Below are 18,401 nucleotides of genomic sequence, written 5' to 3'. Positions count from 1 at the left end.
TTGTGCCTTCATAATAGACATTGAAAAAAACCCTGTCGTCTCTTGCAATTTTAAAAGGCTTCCTGCTTGGAAAAGTCCGTGTGCTACCTAGCTTTCGCGTTATCTATCGTATTTATATATAAAAATTTTATGATTTAATAGATTTTACGTTGTTTGATGAAGTAATTGATAAATTCATACTAAGTTTGTTAAAATGTAGTTTATATTTGCAATTTTTGTAATTTATATATATATTAATAATTGAACAGTGATTAATTACTATATTAGTAGCGGTTTGGGGACAAAGTCTGTGGGGTGATACGTTTGAGGCCGACAACCACGATCGGAGCAAAATTAGAAGATCATTTGAATGGAGAGCAATTATCCATTTCTCAGTTTTCTCATCGTTCCGGTATTAACTCTGGATCTCTTAGTCGTATTTTAAAGGATCGAAAACCGATCTCAATGGGTGAACTAGAACGGATTACTGCTGCTATGGGATTGCCAGAGGATTACTTTTTTGAGATGTATATCGAGGAATGTTTCACTCTATCTGCCCCTACTTGGCGCCGCATTCATCCTTTTATTTTACGTAGTGCCCAGTTAAACCGTCCCGATTGTGTAAAACGGATCGCGAGTAATTTATTAGAAAATCTTACATATATACCAAAGTTATTTGATGTTGCCGAAGAACTATTTCGCCAAGATTATAAAAACTCTGCGTTAATACTATACAAGATCATTAGTGAGGGTGAAAAATACCAGCATTCAGAGCGTCTCGCTCTTTGTCAATATCGCATATTCCAACTGACTATAGGCCATGATTTAGACGATAATCTAAAGGCAGCTACTATATTTGAATGTTATATAGATCGGCTAGATCTCCCTCATCAACTAGATGCCCTCAAACAGCTATCTCATGTATTCGGTTCCCTTCATCGCTGGAGCAAGGTTGAAACGCTAGCTACGGAATTACATCGCCTTGCAAACATAATGTATTCATCAAAAACTGGCTTGAAACGTACTGATCAATATAGTCCAACACATCCTATTTATTATTATATTCTTTATTCTTATCTTATTAGATCAACCGTCTATGAAGAGTATGAGCAATATGATAAAGCTTTAGAATATGTTTCACTATATGAGGATGGAAGCTGGATCAAAGAGAAATCGGAAGAATCTGCAAACATTATTTCACAGTTTAAAGAGTGGGCTGCAGCAAACAGATTACTATATCGATTGCTATCCGGAGATCTAGATGTATTAGACGAATACGTTAATTATATATCGACGATAGAATATGAAATTCCCACAGCAATATATAAAATTCTTCTAGCAGCAAATTTTTATAACTTTAATGTTGATCATATTCTGAAGCGCTTTGAATGTCATTTGTCCTATAAAACCTTTTCTAATAGGCTGGAGCCTTACAATAAACCTATAATGACAGAGCAATATGCCCAATTATTGATCGAAATGAGTGTTTATTATATCCGTAATAATTATAAGAACGCCATTAATTTTCTTTTACAAGGACTAGAGTTATCGCTTCAAATAAACAGTGATAAGAATATCATTCGATGTATGACTCTTTTTGAACAGTATAGGCATTTACCATCACCGGAAGAAATTAGCCAATACAAATTGTATGTTAGCAAGATACAAAGTCAAAATAAAAGAAAAACTAAGGTTCTTATAGCTCATGGCTAGTTTATTACCGCTATTCGTCATGTTGGAGGTTTTGATAATTTCCTACACTAGATACAGTTATAGTAGTTGGTCACGTCTAGAAATTTAACAATTTTAAAAAAAACACTAATTTTATGATTTAAAATCCGAATAGGTATTACAATATTTGGGTTTATAAGTTAAAATAAACATTGTGCGGACATCAAGTGTTAATCAACATACAAAATACTTTTAGTGAGGTGTATAAAATGAAAAAGAAAGTTAAAGTCTTATTACTCACAGCTGCTTTACTTGTTACCGTTGTTAATGTAGGAACAATTGCTAGCTTTGCTGATTCCGTACAACCAGACAAATTCACAGCTTTTGGCCATGGCTGGGGTGGTCTTTAAGGTTTGCTATCATACCACAGCAATTCTAACTGATGTATGAAAAACTCTTTTTGGACAACAATGGTTCCTATCATCATCGCAAGTAATTAGAAATTATTTGTTGGTGAGGTGTATAAAATGAAAAAGAAAGTTAAAGTCTTATTACTCACAGCTGCTTTACTTGTTACCGTTGTTAACGTAGGAACAATTACTAGCTTTGCTGATTCCGTGCAACCAGACAAAGTTACAGCTTTTGGTCATGGCTGGGGTAGCGGGGAATACTAATACTGTCCATTGTCCAGCTGTAATCGGCCACTTGGATTATACTTAAACATAATTTCATAGACAAAAAAAGAAATGGCGGTACTCCTCTGTACCGTCATTTTTTCTGAAAACATTTCAGATACAAAACCCTCCCCCTCCATTTGATGTTTGTAGTCCATAGCTCGGCGCAAATATTTCTTTTCAAAATCAAATAAATGGATTAAAATGGATGTGGAAGATCATCCCAAAAGAAAAGAGGTTGTTTGTCTATGAAAAAAAGAGTTGTTTTATTGCTTACTGGTTTATTTGTGACCGTTTCCTTATCCGCTTACGTGTCTGCAGCTGCCCCTGTAAGTGAAACGGGTATTACTGTACAATCTGATCGGCAAACAGGCACCGTAAAATGGTAAATTTCCTTTAGGACAAACGAACTGGATGACTCTTAAGCTTAAGAAACACTGTACTTATTCACAAGCTGTACAGCATGAAGATATGTATGTCACAAGTTCTTGTCCTTTCCCTGGGACAAGAATTTGTTTTGTTAAAGCAAAAAATCCGCCATTTCGGCGATTTATACCTCACTCCCATTTTTCGTAAGCTGTGTGCAAATTGATTTTGGATACGAGCCCTTTTTGCAACAACTGATTTGGAACGATTCTATTGTATTTCATGATTTTTTGGTTGATTCCCTCTAGCTCTTCCTCTGGAATTGAATTTAAATCCGCACACTCCAAGAGCCGCTTTATTTCCGCAGCGATTTCTTTTCTCAGCTCAATCCACGCTGGTTGGTAATTCGCGTTCTTCATAATCCCGGTTAGAACATCCCCGTCTTCGATCTTGATTGGTTTTCCCTTAGCCCGCAAATCATCAAAACCGCCTTTTCTAGCAAATTCACCGACAGCTGATTCCACAAGCGAGTTACTGGTGGACATCTGGCGCTCTTCGTTGTCTTTTTTATGATTTTCTTCTGAACTAGACATGGACTCTTTTCGGTTATCGTTCAATTCCATACTGATCACCTCTTTTTACATAATTGCTACACGAAAGCACTAGTAGATTGTTGTTATGACCGACAATTCATTTTAGAAATAGTAATTATATACATTTTATGATAACTTAAGTGGGAGTGAAAAGAAACGTTTTCATATTGTTTATAACCTTATTTACTCAGGAGGAAATCGTGAAGACGAAGTCGAACTATACGAAACTTTTCGGTGCTTTCTCTCTGACTTTTTTGGGTGATGGGCTTACGATTGCTGCGGTCCCGTGGTTGATCTCCACACTAACAAGCAATACCTTTCATGCTTCCTTGACGATGGCAGCACTTCGATTGCCCTGGCTATTGTTCAGCTTACCAGTTGGGGTATGGATCGATCGTCTCTCACGTAAATATATGGTTGTGGGGGCAAGCTTAATCAGGATGTTGTTCCTGCTCTTTCTAACCGTGTTTATCTGGGCTGGCTGGATCAGCATTCCGATATTAACTTTGTTTATGTTTGGCATTGGTCTTAGCCGGGTTATATTTGACAGTACGGTTCAAACGATGATTCCTCAGCTTGTAGAAGATAAAAATTTGGAGAAAGCCAATGGTCAGTTTACAGCAGGCCAGTTAATTACGAGCGATATCCTGGGCGTTGCATTGGGCGGTCTAATTATTACGGTAAGCCTGGTCTATCCTTTCGCGATTGATACAGTAACGGCTCTGTTTGCCCTAGTTCTTCTGGTTGGTCTGAGGGGAAGTTTTATTCCACAAAAGGATACTCAAAAGAATGAGAGCAGCTCCAAAACTGGGTGGAGACAGGAAATGTGGTCTGGAATCCGTTATGTATACCAGGACTCCTTTCTACGCATATTGGCTGTTTTGTCAGTCATCATTACGTTTATGTACTCTATGATCTTGTCAACGCAGATCTTTTTTGTTCGGGAAGTGCTAAAACTGGATGCTTTCTCCTTTGGAATCATGATATCTATTGCAACGATCGGCAGCATTCTCGGAAGCCAAGCAGTGGCTTTGATGCGTAATCGATGGAACTCCAAACAATTAATCATTTCTTCTATATTATTTATGGGGATCGCCTATGGAATTGTCGGGTTAACCACCAATGCTTACGCAGTTGGCTTTCTCTATTTCTTTTCAGCTTTCTTTATTGTTGTCTATAATGTATCCAGATCTTCCATCTTGCAGCGTTCCGCTCCAGATTACATATTGGGAAGAGTCGGAAGTGTCTTCCGCTTCCTATCATTCGGTATCAGTACGATCGGCACATTGGCAGGCGGGTTATTGGTTCAAGTGAGCGAAAATGTATTTGAACGTGTGTTCTCACTCCAGCTTCCATATCTTCTATTAAGTTTGGTGTATATCGTATGTTGTCTGTTTTGTGCTATCAAGTTAGATCCACGAGCAAATTCAGAGAAAACTCATTCTGCTTGAGAAAAATATCTACTTAAAATGAAAAGGGAACATGAACTTACATGTTCCCCATTATCATTGCAGTAGTAATCTTATGAATCTAGTTCGTACTCGCATATCTTTTAACGCCTAACTTCCACTGTAATCTCACGATTATAAAAAAAACAATCAATGAAACGATGATCCACAAAATGACCTTCATGTTTGCTTCCCCTTTTAAAAACTCCACCGGCAAGTTTACGACCGTTATAATCGGAAAAATGATGCCGAAGATCATTTGAATAACTCGTGGGTAAACTTTCATTGGCCTGGAGGAAAACTCAAGTATGTATTCGGGAACACCAGCCAATTTATGAGGCCTCTCAATCCAGAACGCTAACGTAACAAAAAATTGATTAAGCAGAAAGTAGAAAAAAACACCTAACAATACGAAAGTCAGATAAATGATCATATTCAGCAAAGAAAACGATATATCCAGGTTTGGCCAGCAATAAATCAACAGGACAATAGGAATAAGACAATTGATTAAACTTGAATAATCCAGCTGTTTAATAGAGCAAATGATTTGGGAATCAATCGGACGAATGAGATCATAGTCCAGCTTACCTTCCACAATGTTGTCCATAAGCACTTCATGAGACCCAACAAAAAGAAACTGATACAAAGAGCTAATCAATTGAAATGTTGCCAATAGAGCTAAAAAATCATAAAATCCCCAACCGGCAATACTGTCAGTGAATTGATAGTAAATAACAATACTTATAACTTCAGCTGCAACAAATAAACTCCCAAATATAATGATAAATGAAGATGTTATTCGATATATAAGCATCTGAGACAAACTGTTTCTAGCAAAGAGTAAAAAAATCGGAATGAACCTTCTCATGCATTGACTCCCTCATATTTTTTTAAACCTTTGACCCATAATATTTTATAACCGATAGAAAAGATGATCAGCCATATAACAGATAATATTAAATAATAGAGAGTTTCATTGTAGTGAAGTTCTCCTTGAAGGAGACGTATATTAACGTATCCAAATAAAGGGAATGGGGTGAGTGTTATCAATTGAGCCCATTTATCCGGTAATAAGTCTAAAGGATATAATGCACCACCGAAGATGGCCATCATCGAATTATAAAGTGATTTTAAAGGCCACATCTGGATTAGCCAAAAACTTAAACTTCCTAAAAAAGATCCGAAGATAAAGAGCAGCGTGAAATTAGTGAGTAACAACAGTAACTCAAGCAAACTGATGCCATGCCAAGTAGTTAAGCCAACAGAATACAGGGTTACAGCCAATAAAATCGTTGTTCCGAACTCAATCATTTTACTGCCAATAAAATTGGAGAAACTATCAAGAAGAAATGAATACGGTCTTATTAAAACCATATTTAACTGCCCTGTTCTAACCATACGGGTCAATCTAAATATATGGGAAGAAGAAAATGTTACACCCACTAAAGCACTCAACAGGAAATAAGAGATCATATCTGTAACTGTGTAGTTTTTTACATTGCTCGTCGTATCAAATATGGTTAACCATACAAAAAGGCTGACCATTATTTGCAGTATCATCAGCAATATGCCGGAAATAATATTCCATCGATAAGAAAGCGAAATATAAAGATTGTTTTTAAATATTAGAAAATATGCTTTATAGTTCATACTGATCTCCATCGTTAGAAAATAATGAATATAACTTCTCTTCCAAAGGAATATCTAGAGTACTAATATTGACGAGGTGACATTTCAACTCCATTAATTTTTGGATGCATACATTCAGTTCTTCCTGCTGTATACTTTTCTCCCAAATATGATTTCCTGTCATCCTATAACCATATTCGGTTAATGGCATGCCGCAAGACAGTTCTACTCGCAATGTTTTTAATTGGCTGCCTTCATTCAAAAGCGCAGGAAGCGACCCATCATAGCTGATCGTACCCTCCTTCAAAATGATTAATCGATTGGCCAGCTCTTCAATATCTCGAGCATAATGACTTGTTAATAATATAGTTGTACCTTCTTGTTCATTAATTAGTTTTAAAAATCCCCGTATAGCTCGTTGACTCGATACATCCAAACCGATGGTAGGTTCATCCAGCAGCAACAAACTCGGAGAATGAAGAAGGGAAGCGGTTAATTCAAATTTCATTCTTTCACCAAGTGATAATTTTCGAACGGGTGTGTGAAGATGGTCCGTAATATTCAAAAGACTGAGCAAATCATCCAATCGCTGCTTGTACTTTTCCTGACTTATACCATAAATCTCCTTAAGGACAAGTAAAGTGTCAATAGCCGGTAAATCCCATGCCAGTTGGCTTTTTTGCCCTAACACCATACCAAGCTGTTTCAAATAAGCGGAAGATTTTTTAAATGGCTTCTGATTCAAGACATGAATATCACCTGATGAAGGCTTTATTAATCCTGAAATTATTTTCATTAAGGTTGTTTTACCTGCACCATTAGGACCTAATAAGCCGATGAACTCCCCTTTTTGAATGGTTATATTGATAGATTCTAAAGCCTTCTTTTTCTCATAATTCCTTTTGAAAAAGTCTTGTAAAGACCCCTTTAAGCCTTCTTTTTTTCGGAAAGTGATATATTCATGATTTATGTTTTCAAGTTTGATAATTTCCATGATCTTTCTCCTTATTGCGAGCTCCATAAAGAATAGTTAGAAGGCTCTTGCCTCCTAACTATCTCACTTATTAATTTCATTTAATTGAAACATTCAAAAGATTATTAACTCCCTAGTTCCATCTTTACCCTTTTTTACCTTATATACAGGAATCTTACCACATTAATGGAAATAAACTAGGTAATAAATGTTAAAAAGTGCAATATGATTTTTTTGGTATTGTTATTGGATTGGTGAATTAGAGTTTATATCCATGTTGCCTGATGAACCTCAGCCTGATTTGGGCGTAGTAGCTTGGGAAGAATGGGAAAAGAGCCACGGACGAATCCTTAAGTTACAGAAGTAATTTATTTTGAAGTTATTAAGGAGTCGATGCAAAAGCATCGACTCCTTCGTCTTAAAATAGATTTTTAATCGAGTCCCATAAATTCGAGAAAAACTGGCCAACCGCACTCCAGAACTGTTTAAACCAGCCTGCCTTTTCAATCTCTTCGGTTGCAACCAGACTCAGAGTATCGGTTTGGACGTTGGACATGCCTTCAACTTTGTAATGATAGCTCACGGTACCAACCTTTTTATCTTTGGCAACAGGTGCTGTCAATGCAGCGGGGTCCAGTTTGACTTCAACTTGAATGTTGTTTTCCGGAAAGTCCTTAGTCCCCTTCGGTACGACGAACGTCAGCGGGCGATCTGTAACGAGCCCAACTTCCTTCTGTTTGCCTTTCTTCACTGACGCATATTCAAAGCCTTTAACGGCTGCCCCTTCAAGCTGTAATTCTTTAACTTCAAAATGGTTGAAGCCGTAATCCAGAATTTTACGTGTCTCAACAAAACGCGCTCCTTCCGATTCAGCCCCCATAACTACGCTGATCAGGCGCATGCCGTCACGTTCAGCGGTTCCGGTAAAGCAATATTTAGCAGCTTCAGTATGACCTGTCTTTAAACCGTCCAGCCCTTCATAGGCATATGGCTTGAAGTTGGGAATGTTCTTGTTCGCTTCCAGCATCCAGTTTATATTGATGATCGGCTTATCATCACGCTCACGAAATTTGTAGCTTTGGATCGCGGTAACTTCGCTAAAATTCGGATGGTCTTTAATCAGATTTTTGGCCAGGATAGCGGCATCCATCGCGGACATAACCGTCTCTTTGTCTTCCTCAGGACGGAATGGTTCCGGCATATCTTCACGGCTTAGACCAGTGGAGTTGATAAAGTATGCTGTTTTAAGACCCATTTTCTTGGCTGTATCGTTCATCATCTTTACAAAGGCTTCCTCTGAACCGGCAACATGCTCGGCTAATGCAACGGTTGCATCGTTAGCTGAGCCGACAGCCATTGCTATATAAAGCTCTTGAACCGTGTGTTGATCGCCTTCAGCCAGGAATATTCTGGAGCCGATCGTTTTAGCCGCATTCTCGCGCACGGTCACGGTATCGTCCCAAGAAAGCTTTCCTTGCTTAACCTGTTCCGCTACGATATATTCAGTCATCATCTTCGTCATGCTGGCCGGAGGCAATGCCTCGTCCGCATTGACAGACAAGAGCACTTGACCCGTAGATGGCTCCAGCAGTACGGCAGATTTCACTTCCAACTTAAGCTGCTCTGCCGAAGGGACTCGATCAGTTTTAGCACTTGAAGCAGCTAGCACAGAAATCGGCACGCCCCCCATTAGCAGCATATTAAACAGCATAAAGAACCCCAGTATTCTTCGTACATCATATTTCTTCTTTCTCTTAACAGAATTGCCTATCAACGTGATTTCTCCCCTCTAATCTCATAAGTACTCTTCATTCATTCCCTTTCCCCATAACAAGTTCACCCGAGATAGAATCTTTCCACTCTTGCTCCGATACCGCTAAGCACTTCATTGGGGATCGTTCCGCAGCGACGCGCAATTTGCTCCGCTGTAATGATCTCCTGTCCATCTTGCCCAATGAGTGTGACCGTATCACCTGCCTGAACACCATCAATATGTGTCACATCAATCATCATCTGATCCATGCATATGTTGCCCGCAATACGAGCTCGCTGCCCTCTGACCAGGACATATCCCCCTTCCCCGAACAAAGCCCTGGAAATGCCGTCAGCATAACCGATAGACACGGCAGCAATTCGGCTTGTTTGTATCGGCACGTAATTTCGTCCGTATCCGACCGGCTGCTCTGCATCAATCGTCTTGACCTGAACTACTTTTGCCTTCAGGGAAAGAACGGGACGCAGATGAATGTTTACAGGGGGCTGGCTGTTTTCCATACCGAGCAAACCGTATAGTGCAATACCCGGACGTGCCAATCCGCATCGGATATCGGGGAAGTTTAGGATGCCATGACTGCTTTGAATATGAAGGACGCCTGGGGAAAGCCCTGCTTCTCTGATCTGTCCAATGACATGATAGAAGCGATCGATCTGCATTTTTGTGTAAGCAATATCTTCTGCTGTTCGACTGCCGGATACAGATAAATGACTGTACGTTCCCATCACTTGCAGACTAGCATGCCGATAGATGCTGCAAATGCGATCTATGTTTTCATAACGCTCGCCTAATCTGCCCATTCCTGTATCGATTTTGATATGAACTTTTATTTTTTTGCCGACCTTTTCTGCATAGGCATTAAGTCCTGCCGCATAATCCGCGCTAACTGCTGTTTGTGTCAAGCGATAACGTACGAGATCGCCAAAACGTTCGGGAGCTGTACATCCTAAAATTAATATTTCCGCATGAATGCCTTGTTTGCGCAGTGCAATGGCTTCCGAAATTTCTGCAACTGCAAAATGCTTTATATTTTCCCGAGTCAAGAACTTCGCCACCTGCGGAGCACCGTGTCCATAAGCATTCGCCTTTACAACAGCCATGATTTCACAGTCTTTAGGCAAGACGCGTTTCAATTCCGTGAGATTATGCCGGAGATAAGCCAGATTAATCTCCGCCCAGGCTCTGTGCTTGTTGTCTGTTTTCCCGCTTTTTCTCAACGTCATTCGTGCAACTATAGCCGCAGCGAGAACTGAAAGCAGTGTGACAGCGAAGAAATGAATGAGGCTGTTAGATATAAGCAGTTCGCTTAAACCAGTAACTTTCGCGACAGCACGAACGAACACAATGCACATCGGATGAAGTATATACATCCAAGTGCTGATTTGCCGCAGGTATGCACCACCTCTGCCCTGTAGCGAGAGCAACCATTGGAACAGATAATATACGGTAGGGACTAAAAAAACATACATGCTGTCGTGCCGCGGCCATGCAACTTGTTTCAACAGCATTCCCTCCAGAAACATAAAGGTCAGTGCAGTGATAAAGCATATCGCGCTCTCCCTAGCTGGAGGCAGGGGCCGTGTCCGTTTTGCCGTCCAAGCACCTAGAGTCAAAAACAGCGGTGCAAAAAACAAACCGTTTCTCGTATAATCAAACAGCTGGAACATTTGCGTGTAGAGCTCATGTACATGATCATTCAGTATGGTGATTCCAAAATAGCTGTCGCCTAGCAGGCCAATAAAATAAAGTAATCCGGTTACAAGGAACAAAAGCGGAAACGGCAGTTTATTCAAAAGAAAAAAAGTAATATAAACGCCCGTAATCAATGCGGGAAAATACCATAGATGATATAATGTACCGTCAAATATAAGATCTTTTATTAGCGCATACCAACTGAATTCTGTAAAATATCCTGCATATACGTTAAGCGGTAAATAAAGAATAATCGAAATAAGGTATAATAATCCAATTTTTGACGCATAGCGATGCACGATCGCCAAGTTCTGAGCGCTTGTCCCATTCAGCTTCCGAAATAGGAAGAAACCTGAAGCCATAAAGAAAAATGGGACCGCAATACGTGCAAATATGCTGGTAAACAGAAAGTCACCATAAGCGCTGTAGGTCGTTAAAGGACCTGTATGAATGGCGATCACGAGAATGCCGGCAATGATTTTAAACTGATCGATAGCGCCAAAACGGTTACTGGATGCCACAGTGTCCACTGCCCTTTTCATGGAATACTGTGACTATAAATCCGCCCTCGTTCGTACCTGACAGATTGTATCGTTTACGGTTCGTAACAGGTATTATGGTAGCGGAGTCTCGTGCCGGCACGTAATATATTTCGATCATATCGCTCCCATGCTTGAAATAAAGATGCTCCTGCCCAAAACGATACTGTTTTAAAAAACAGATATATTCCTCTAAACATAAATCCAGCTGCTCTATAATCACCGCGTGCGGAAAACCGACATAACGAAAATGCCACGGTTCATTGGCGATGTTGGTTATATGCTCCTTGCCCTCTTTATAGCGCTGAATAAATCCGTAATCTGCTGCTAGCTGCTTGAATATTTTACAAGCCCCCCGGTCAGGAAAAGATGGTCGAATAAAATCGATCTCATCGCTGCTTTCTCCCACGTCGACGGCTAAACCCGTCTGATGCTCACTCTCATTAGGACGGGCAACATAATTGGACGTAAATACTTCTCCATTTTCCCGTAATGAATCTTCATAAAGCTGTCGCTGCTCTGTACTGGAGCGGTAGCCACTAACGGCTGCAATCTTGTCCAGCGCCTGGCACTTATGCAATAAAGCAGTTAGCTGTTGCAAACAGACTCGCTCAAGATACATGTTCCGCTTGAATTCTTCGGAGGCTTGAATGCCTTTAACCGGGAGCAAATCCAGTTCTTGTTGAGTTAGTTGAATATGATGCTCACGGTTGACCAAAATAAGATGTCCACGGTGAATGTCTTTACGTTCAACTGGTATTTCTGTAATCTTTTCTAGGTGTGGTTGGTGGACAGTATGACAAATGCTTTCCATGCTCTAAACCTCCGAAACTGCGAGCTCGATCAGCTGATCCAGAATGTCTGTATAAGAGATGCCGCTAGCGCAAAGCATTTTCGGATAACGAGAATTGGACGTAAACCCCGGTATGGTGTTCACTTCGTTAAACACAATTGTGCCATCTTTGGCCAGGAACATATCAACCCGTGCAAAGCCTTTGCAGCCAAGCACCTTATAGATAGCTAGCGCGGTCTCTTTTACCTTGATCGTCGTGTCTGCATCGATGCGAGCCGGAAGGTGAATTTTTGAACCAATCAAGGAGTATTTTTCGGTATGATCAAAAAAGTCCCCCGTCAATTCAATTTCATCAACAACGCCGATCATTGGATCAGCATGGCCCAGAACTGCACAGCCCACCTCAAATCCGTCGATATTTTGTTCGATCACCACTTTGTTATCGTGTGAAAAGGCTAATGCTACTCCCTCTACCAGTTCTTGCTCATCATGAGCTTTCGTAATTCCTAGGGAAGAACCCGATTTGGCAGGTTTGACATAGAGCGGAAAACCCAGAGCTTTTGCTTCTGCCACTGCATTTTCTATGTTTTCATCTTCGTATACCGTTAAAGAACGTGGTGTATTTATACCTGCAGCTTGCACTAACGTGTGCGCTATCTCCTTATCCATGCATATTGCAGACGATAACGTATCACATCCGACAAATGGAATTCCTGATAACTCCAAAAGCCCTTGCAGTGTTCCGTCCTCACCGTTTTTACCGTGAAGCACCGGGAATACAACATCAATCGGTGTTACATGGTATTCTGTATTCACTAGTTCGATCAACCCCTTCACTTCTTTGCTTGGCGAGAAAAATGAAGGGATGCATCCAGGATGTGTATGCCAGCGGTCATTGCGAATATCATCAACATTTCCCGTATATCTAAGCCATACTCCATCTTTGGTAATACCGACTAACACAAGATTATATTTTTCAGTGTCCATATGTTCGATCACTGAAGCGGCAGAGATTAACGACACTTCATACTCATTGGAACAACCGCCAAACAATACTGCAATTGTCTTCTTTTCCATCTTAAAAACCTCCAAACTCTACTTAAAAAACAAAAACCCTACTTCTTTTGCTTCTCTATCTCTTACAGTCATTAAGAATAGAGAATACTTTTTAAAAAGAAGTAGGGTAAAAAATAAAGTTTTCCTTAAATATCATAAAGCTTAAGTCAGCGGCAAACGTACCTCAAAGAGCGTACGGATCACATCACTTTCGGCAGACACCGTGCCAAGATGCTGCTCGACGATATTTTTAGTAATGAATAAGCCAAGCCCAGAGCTTTCCCCCTGATTTGATCGGGCTTTGTCTCCTTTATAGAACATATCAAAAATATGGGGCAGATCATCCGGTGGAATACAATCTCCATAATTGACCACTTGAACGACTACACCATCCTTTTCTTTATAACCATTAATATCGATAAACTTGCCATCTTTCCCATAACGAACGGCATTGGATAGCAAATTTTCAAATACACGGGCTAGAGAATCTCCATCTCCTTCAATAATTAAGTCCGGATCAACGTTTAGTCTAGCTGTCAGGTTGTTCTTTTCGTATAACGGGAACAATTCTTCGTTTAACTGGTTGAGCAATTCACTTAAGTCAAGCGGCTTTTTTTCAATCTTCAGCCTGCCGTAATTCATTCTCGTAATTTCGAACAGTTCATCGATCAGCTTTTCTAACCGTTGAGATTTAGTATACGCAATGCTTGTATAATGTCTTGCTTGCTCTTTAGGCAAATGCTCATCTTTCAAAATAAAATCCAGGTAGCCCAGCACCGACGTAAGCGGTGTCCGCAAATCATGAGCCAGGTTCAGCACCAATTGATCCTTGCTGCTCTCAGCAAATTCTCCTTCTTTTATAGCTGTTTGCAGTTTCTCGCTAGCCAAGTTTATGTCCCGTGCAATATCCCCGAACTCATCACCGGATGAAAGCTTCACCTGATAGCCAAAGTCACCGTTGGCAAGATGATGGATACCTTCAGAGATCTCTTTGAAATAAGTTCCATAACGTTTCGTAAAGATGAAAAAAAAGAAGATCGACAGCGGTATGAATACAATCAAAAAGAAATTGACATCCCCTATCTCTCTTATAAAAGAACGGACATTAGCGAGCGGATGCTCCGCCCTCACTTGTTCGTGATAATAAAATTGTAGTGCTTTATAAATCAAGTAGGTAATCGAGCCGGAAACCAGCATACTTGCACCGAATAGAACAATCATTTTTGAACGAAAACTTCGTATGATCTTAGCCATTAAAAGTATAACCTACCCCCCAAACCGTTTTGATCAACTTATTCTTTTGAAGATCGTCTCCAAGTTTTTTACGCAAGGTCCGTATGTGTACCATAACGGTGTTGTTGCCATCAAAATAGGCATCTCCCCAAACTTGCTGAAAAATATTTTCCGCGCTAAACACTTTTTTAGGGTAGCTGGCTAACAAATATAAAATATCGAACTCCTTTGGAGTCAGTTCAATGGTTTTCCCATACAATCTGACGGTACGCTGATCCGGGTAAATGGTTAAACCTCCGGCTTCGACGACCGGACTGCTTTCTTCCGTCGACTGGCTGAATTGCTGGGCACGACGAAGGTGTGCGTTGACGCGCGCGACCAATTCCATAGGGTTAAAGGGCTTAGTCATATAGTCATCCGCCCCTCTTACCAGTCCTGTAATTTTATCCAGGTCCGTTGTTTTCGCACTCAAAAAGATGATCGGCATCTTGTACTTTTCTCGAATTCGCTGTGTAAGTTCGTAACCATCTAATTTCGGCATCATAATATCTAAAATCGCCAAATCAATCGTATGGTTCTGAACGACAAGAAGCGCTTCTTGTCCGTCCGCAGCCTTAATACAATGATACCCTTCTTTATTCAAATGCAGTTCAATCAAATCCGCGATCTCTACCTCATCTTCTGCAATCAGTATCGTCGTTTGCTTCATGTCCTTCATCTCCCGTATAAACATCTTGCAAAATATATTAGCACTGTTTCCACCATGTGCTCATGAAATTGTTCATAAAACAAGTCTCAGATTTCTTCGATGGTATTGAGTATATCATAATCACGGATATCGATATCTAAATCTTCTCCCAGTGCCATTTTTGCCAGCTGGCTCCCAATGAAAGGGCCCATCGTCAATCCGGAAGCACCAAGTCCGTTAGCTGTGATCAGGCCATCCCATCCAGGAACAGCACCGATCACCGGGAGAAATCCCGGCGTATACGGACGAAAACCGACTCTAACTTCCTGAAAAGAACAGTTCGCCAAACCAGGTGCCACTTGTATTCCTTTATTCAAAATTTCCTGCATTCCCCCTGCTGTTGCTCTTATGTCATAGCCGTCAATTTCATCTTCGTAAGTCGCTCCTATGACGAGCCTCTGATTGTCAAAAGAGAGCAGATATTGGTTAGACGGCGGCATAACTACAGGCCAGATGCCTGTGTCTTGTTGATGAGGAATTTGCAGATGCATAATCTGAGCTTTTTGAAAACTCACCTTGAAATGAATACCTAATGGCCTCAGCAGTTCATTGGCCCATGCACCTGCACAAACAACAACCGTATCTGACGAGTAGCTGTTTCCGTTAACGGTTACTCCTGTTACACGGTTCGACTGATATTGAAGTGCAGCATCCCCTTTGACCAGTTCGGCCCCTTTCCGCTGCGCTGATCGGATGAGCGCATCCCGAAGTGCACGGCCATCTACGCGGGCGGCGCCACTAATATGAACAGATTGATAGCCTTTTGCTAAAAGAGGAAACCGCTCATGGGTTTCTTTTTCATCCAGACGGGTAATTTCACCGATTTCCGGTGCATCCTTTTTTCGGATATGTGCCCGCTTCTCCATCCCTTTTATTTTCTCCAAATCCTCATGAACACTAAGGGCTCCAACTTGGGCATACCCCGTTTCAGTCTCCCCCTCGCTTTCAAGTTCATGAATCCATTCGGGATACAACCTGGCGCCAGACTTCGCCAACCGGTACCAAGCTTGATTACGCCTTTGGCTCAGCCATGGGCAGATGATGCCAGCAGCCGCATCCGTAGCTTGTCCTTTATCTTTACGGTCTACAATTAGAACCTCTGAGCCCATTTTCGCCAGCTGGTATGCTGTCGATGCTCCAAGAATTCCCGCTCCAATGACGATAACTTTCTTCATGGTGACATCCTTTCTTAATCACTATATCCATTATAGCGAAAACAATCACAAAGTAATGATGTTACTGCTAACGCATAATGTCAAGAGATTTCCAGTGTAAGTTGTCCTACTATTGATGGCCAATCTGACCAATTCCGGATATACGACAGGGAGAATTATGACAATTCTCCCTGAATAATGCGTTTAACCAGCCATTAAACAAGGAAGAAGCGCGCCTCTCCCTGATTGGAGATGCCCACTTCTTCATTCATTTTTGCACTTTATTGTCCGAAAGGTTCCCGATAAAAGTAGACATCCTCCGTCACCATGCCTTTCCAAGGCGTCCACCAATCACTACGGATACTCACGACAATGAGCAAGGTGTCGTTATCAATTTTTTGATAAGCTTGAAACTCTCTTAACGACTTCGAAGAATTATAAATATCTTCTCGGCTCAAGTATACCTCAACAATTTTGTTAAAGATTTGCCGTGCATTGGATATAGGTATAACCTGAGAATGATTATAAGAATCGCACAAAGTTAATTGACTGATTTGCTTGTTCTTCATGATTGTCCTCCTTAACTTTGATGGATTCTCTTAATCTAGGATTTTATCAATGCGCACACCCTTCTGTTCGAGCCACTCCATAATAAAAGTGAACCCGTCCAGGGATAATTGAATTTTGTTACGCTTCTCATCGGGAGAGATCATATCGATTCGAATCGACTTGTCAAATTCATTGTAGACAACGAAATAATCCATTTCTTTCTCATCGACCTGTTCTGAGAACTTGCACATGATACTGCTTGCGAAGTTCCTCATATTTTTATGTTTCAGTTCTGGCAGCAGGCTAGAACTGCTTGCTTGATCAATTGCTGCCACATGATGTTCCTGTCCGACTTCAGAATCTAACATTTGCGGATTTCTTGCCATCTCAGCATCCTCCCTTTTATTGAAATTGGAATAAATCATTTGTTCAAACCAGTCGGCAGGATTCGATGAACGGAAAGGAGATGCTTCTTGTTCATCTGCTTCGCTCTCATCGGCATGAATTGTTCCGGCCTGTTCTTTGATGTTTTCCTCTAAAGATGCTTCTGCACTGGCTTGCTGCTCTTCTGTCGACTCGGAGCTAGACTCCTCGGGCATATGATCATGTTCAACATCTAAATGATGGGATGAAATCGCAGTATCAGCTGTTAAAGAATTCATAATAATGCTTGTCTCATCTTCCGCGATTATCGAAGCTGCAGATTCCGTATATGCAGCTGTTATGTCTTCCAATAAATCAGCGTTACTTCGTTCATGATCCATAGTGGATAACGTTGGAGCCGCATTTTTAATACTTTCAAGTAATGAGCCGAACTCTTCTTCCGTTTCTTGAGATAGGCTTTCTTCCGACACAGAATCTACTTGTTCCGCCAAATCGAGCGTTTCCGAGACAAGGGCATCCTTCGCTTTTAGGCCATGTTTTATTAGTGCTTCTATTGGTGATTCTAGTTCTGGTTCTGGAAGAGAGGCTGCTACCGGCGCTACGACTGCTTCACTTAGGCTATCCTGTTCACTGATCTGTTCTGCAACCGATACAACTGTTGTCTCTGTCTTTATAATTTTAGGCAATTGAGATACCTGTTCTACCCCCAACCCAAGTTCTTGCATATTTTCGGGTTTAGCCGAGGCTAAAATGGAGGCCTGCTCTCTTTTATTGTTCTCGATCAGCGGCATGACTTCTAAAATGATTTCCTTCACAGCCTCAGGTTCAAACGGCTTCATCACATAATTGTTCGCCCCTGCCTTTAATGCCTTGGAAATGAGATCACGCTGACTCATCGCGGAGCAGATTAAAATGACAGACTTCGGGTCGATGGCCCTAATCTCCTGTAACGCTGTGATTCCGTCCATCTCCGGCATCGTAATATCCATAATGACCAGATCAGGCCGCAATTCTCTGAACTTGTCGACGGCAATGACACCGTTCTCTGCTTGACCCACAACTTCATGCCCGGATTTCATTAATATATCCGTTAACATCAAACGCATAAATTTCGTATCATCAACGATAAGAATCCGAAGTAACATA

General features: G+C 40.9%; 17 protein-coding genes and 1 pseudogene. 5 read left to right on the top strand and 13 right to left on the bottom strand.

From position 1 onward, the window contains the following. Positions 1-303 precede the first annotated feature (303 nt). The 4 genes from C8268_RS09835 (at position 304) to C8268_RS22670 (ending at position 2,713) form a co-directional block, all read left to right on the top strand. Positions 304-1,692 carry a helix-turn-helix domain-containing protein gene (locus C8268_RS09835; protein ID WP_199794833.1) on the top strand — a complete coding sequence of 463 codons (1,389 nt, stop codon included), beginning with the start codon at positions 304-306 and terminating at the stop codon, positions 1,690-1,692. Between the two features lie 227 nt (positions 1,693-1,919). After that, on the top strand, positions 1,920-2,060 hold the full coding sequence (locus C8268_RS22680; protein ID WP_158702712.1) for a hypothetical protein: 141 nt from the start codon (positions 1,920-1,922) through the stop codon (positions 2,058-2,060). Positions 2,061-2,177: 117 nt separating this feature from the next. Beyond that, complete coding sequence (locus tag C8268_RS22675) at positions 2,178-2,324, top strand: hypothetical protein (protein WP_158702711.1); 147 nt, start codon at positions 2,178-2,180, stop codon at positions 2,322-2,324. Positions 2,325-2,572: 248 nt separating this feature from the next. Further along, a complete protein-coding gene (locus tag C8268_RS22670) occupies positions 2,573-2,713 on the top strand; it encodes a hypothetical protein (protein ID WP_158702710.1) in 141 nt (46 codons plus the stop codon). Positions 2,714-2,881: 168 nt separating this feature from the next. On the opposite strand, the gene C8268_RS09830 is transcribed toward C8268_RS22670, so the two are convergent. Then, positions 2,882-3,313, bottom strand: coding sequence for a DnaJ family domain-containing protein (locus tag C8268_RS09830; RefSeq protein WP_106767498.1), 432 nt, complete (start codon positions 3,311-3,313; stop codon positions 2,882-2,884). A 170-nt stretch (positions 3,314-3,483) separates the two neighbouring features. Between C8268_RS09830 and C8268_RS09825 the strand changes: the two genes are divergently transcribed. Next, positions 3,484-4,734, top strand: a complete 1,251-nt coding sequence (locus C8268_RS09825) for an MFS transporter (RefSeq protein ID WP_158702709.1) — start codon at positions 3,484-3,486, stop codon at positions 4,732-4,734. A gap of 79 nt (positions 4,735-4,813) precedes the next feature. On the opposite strand, the gene C8268_RS09820 is transcribed toward C8268_RS09825, so the two are convergent. The 12 genes and pseudogenes from C8268_RS09820 to C8268_RS23125 all read right to left on the bottom strand — a co-directional run. After that, positions 4,814-5,599 (bottom strand): ABC transporter permease, encoded by a 786-nt coding sequence (locus C8268_RS09820; protein WP_106767496.1) that lies wholly within the window; start codon positions 5,597-5,599, stop codon positions 4,814-4,816. Then, on the bottom strand, positions 5,596-6,381 hold the full coding sequence (locus tag C8268_RS09815; protein ID WP_158702708.1) for an ABC transporter permease: 786 nt from the start codon (positions 6,379-6,381) through the stop codon (positions 5,596-5,598). Before C8268_RS09815 ends, C8268_RS09820 begins: the two co-directional genes overlap by 4 nt. Further along, complete coding sequence (locus tag C8268_RS09810) at positions 6,371-7,354, bottom strand: ABC transporter ATP-binding protein (protein ID WP_158702707.1); 984 nt, start codon at positions 7,352-7,354, stop codon at positions 6,371-6,373. Before C8268_RS09810 ends, C8268_RS09815 begins: the two co-directional genes overlap by 11 nt. 397 nt (positions 7,355-7,751) lie before the next feature. Then, a complete protein-coding gene (locus C8268_RS09805) occupies positions 7,752-9,107 on the bottom strand; it encodes a D-alanyl-D-alanine carboxypeptidase family protein (RefSeq protein ID WP_106767493.1) in 1,356 nt (451 codons plus the stop codon). A 62-nt stretch (positions 9,108-9,169) separates the two neighbouring features. After that, positions 9,170-11,320 (bottom strand): serine racemase VanT catalytic subunit, encoded by a 2,151-nt coding sequence (gene vanT, locus C8268_RS09800; protein WP_234032736.1) that lies wholly within the window; start codon positions 11,318-11,320, stop codon positions 9,170-9,172. Then, entirely contained in the window at positions 11,307-12,152 is an 846-nt protein-coding gene (locus C8268_RS09795; RefSeq protein WP_106767491.1) for a D-alanyl-D-alanine carboxypeptidase family protein, read from the bottom strand. Before C8268_RS09795 ends, vanT begins: the two co-directional genes overlap by 14 nt. Positions 12,153-12,155: 3 nt before the next feature. Then, positions 12,156-13,208 (bottom strand): D-alanine--D-serine ligase VanG, encoded by a 1,053-nt coding sequence (gene vanG, locus C8268_RS09790; RefSeq protein ID WP_106767490.1) that lies wholly within the window; start codon positions 13,206-13,208, stop codon positions 12,156-12,158. A gap of 141 nt (positions 13,209-13,349) precedes the next feature. After that, positions 13,350-14,441 (bottom strand): HAMP domain-containing sensor histidine kinase, encoded by a 1,092-nt coding sequence (locus C8268_RS09785; RefSeq protein WP_106767489.1) that lies wholly within the window; start codon positions 14,439-14,441, stop codon positions 13,350-13,352. After that, entirely contained in the window at positions 14,434-15,129 is a 696-nt protein-coding gene (locus C8268_RS09780; protein ID WP_106767488.1) for a response regulator transcription factor, read from the bottom strand. Before C8268_RS09780 ends, C8268_RS09785 begins: the two co-directional genes overlap by 8 nt. Positions 15,130-15,215: 86 nt before the next feature. After that, positions 15,216-16,343 carry an NAD(P)/FAD-dependent oxidoreductase gene (locus C8268_RS09775; RefSeq protein WP_106767487.1) on the bottom strand — a complete coding sequence of 376 codons (1,128 nt, stop codon included), beginning with the start codon at positions 16,341-16,343 and terminating at the stop codon, positions 15,216-15,218. Positions 16,344-16,603: 260 nt separating this feature from the next. Further along, on the bottom strand, positions 16,604-16,891 hold the full coding sequence (locus tag C8268_RS09770) for a hypothetical protein (RefSeq protein ID WP_106767486.1): 288 nt from the start codon (positions 16,889-16,891) through the stop codon (positions 16,604-16,606). A 1,152-nt stretch (positions 16,892-18,043) separates the two neighbouring features. After that, positions 18,044-18,400, bottom strand: a pseudogene (locus C8268_RS23125) (response regulator); the annotation flags it as partial. Between the last annotated feature and the right edge of the window lies 1 nt (position 18,401).

The organism is Paenibacillus faecalis, from assembly GCF_900289175.1.
Classification (GTDB): domain Bacteria; phylum Bacillota; class Bacilli; order Paenibacillales; family Paenibacillaceae; genus Paenibacillus_AQ; species Paenibacillus_AQ faecalis.
Note: the sequence above shows the minus strand (reverse complement) of the source record. Positions and strands in the feature narration are given on the sequence as shown.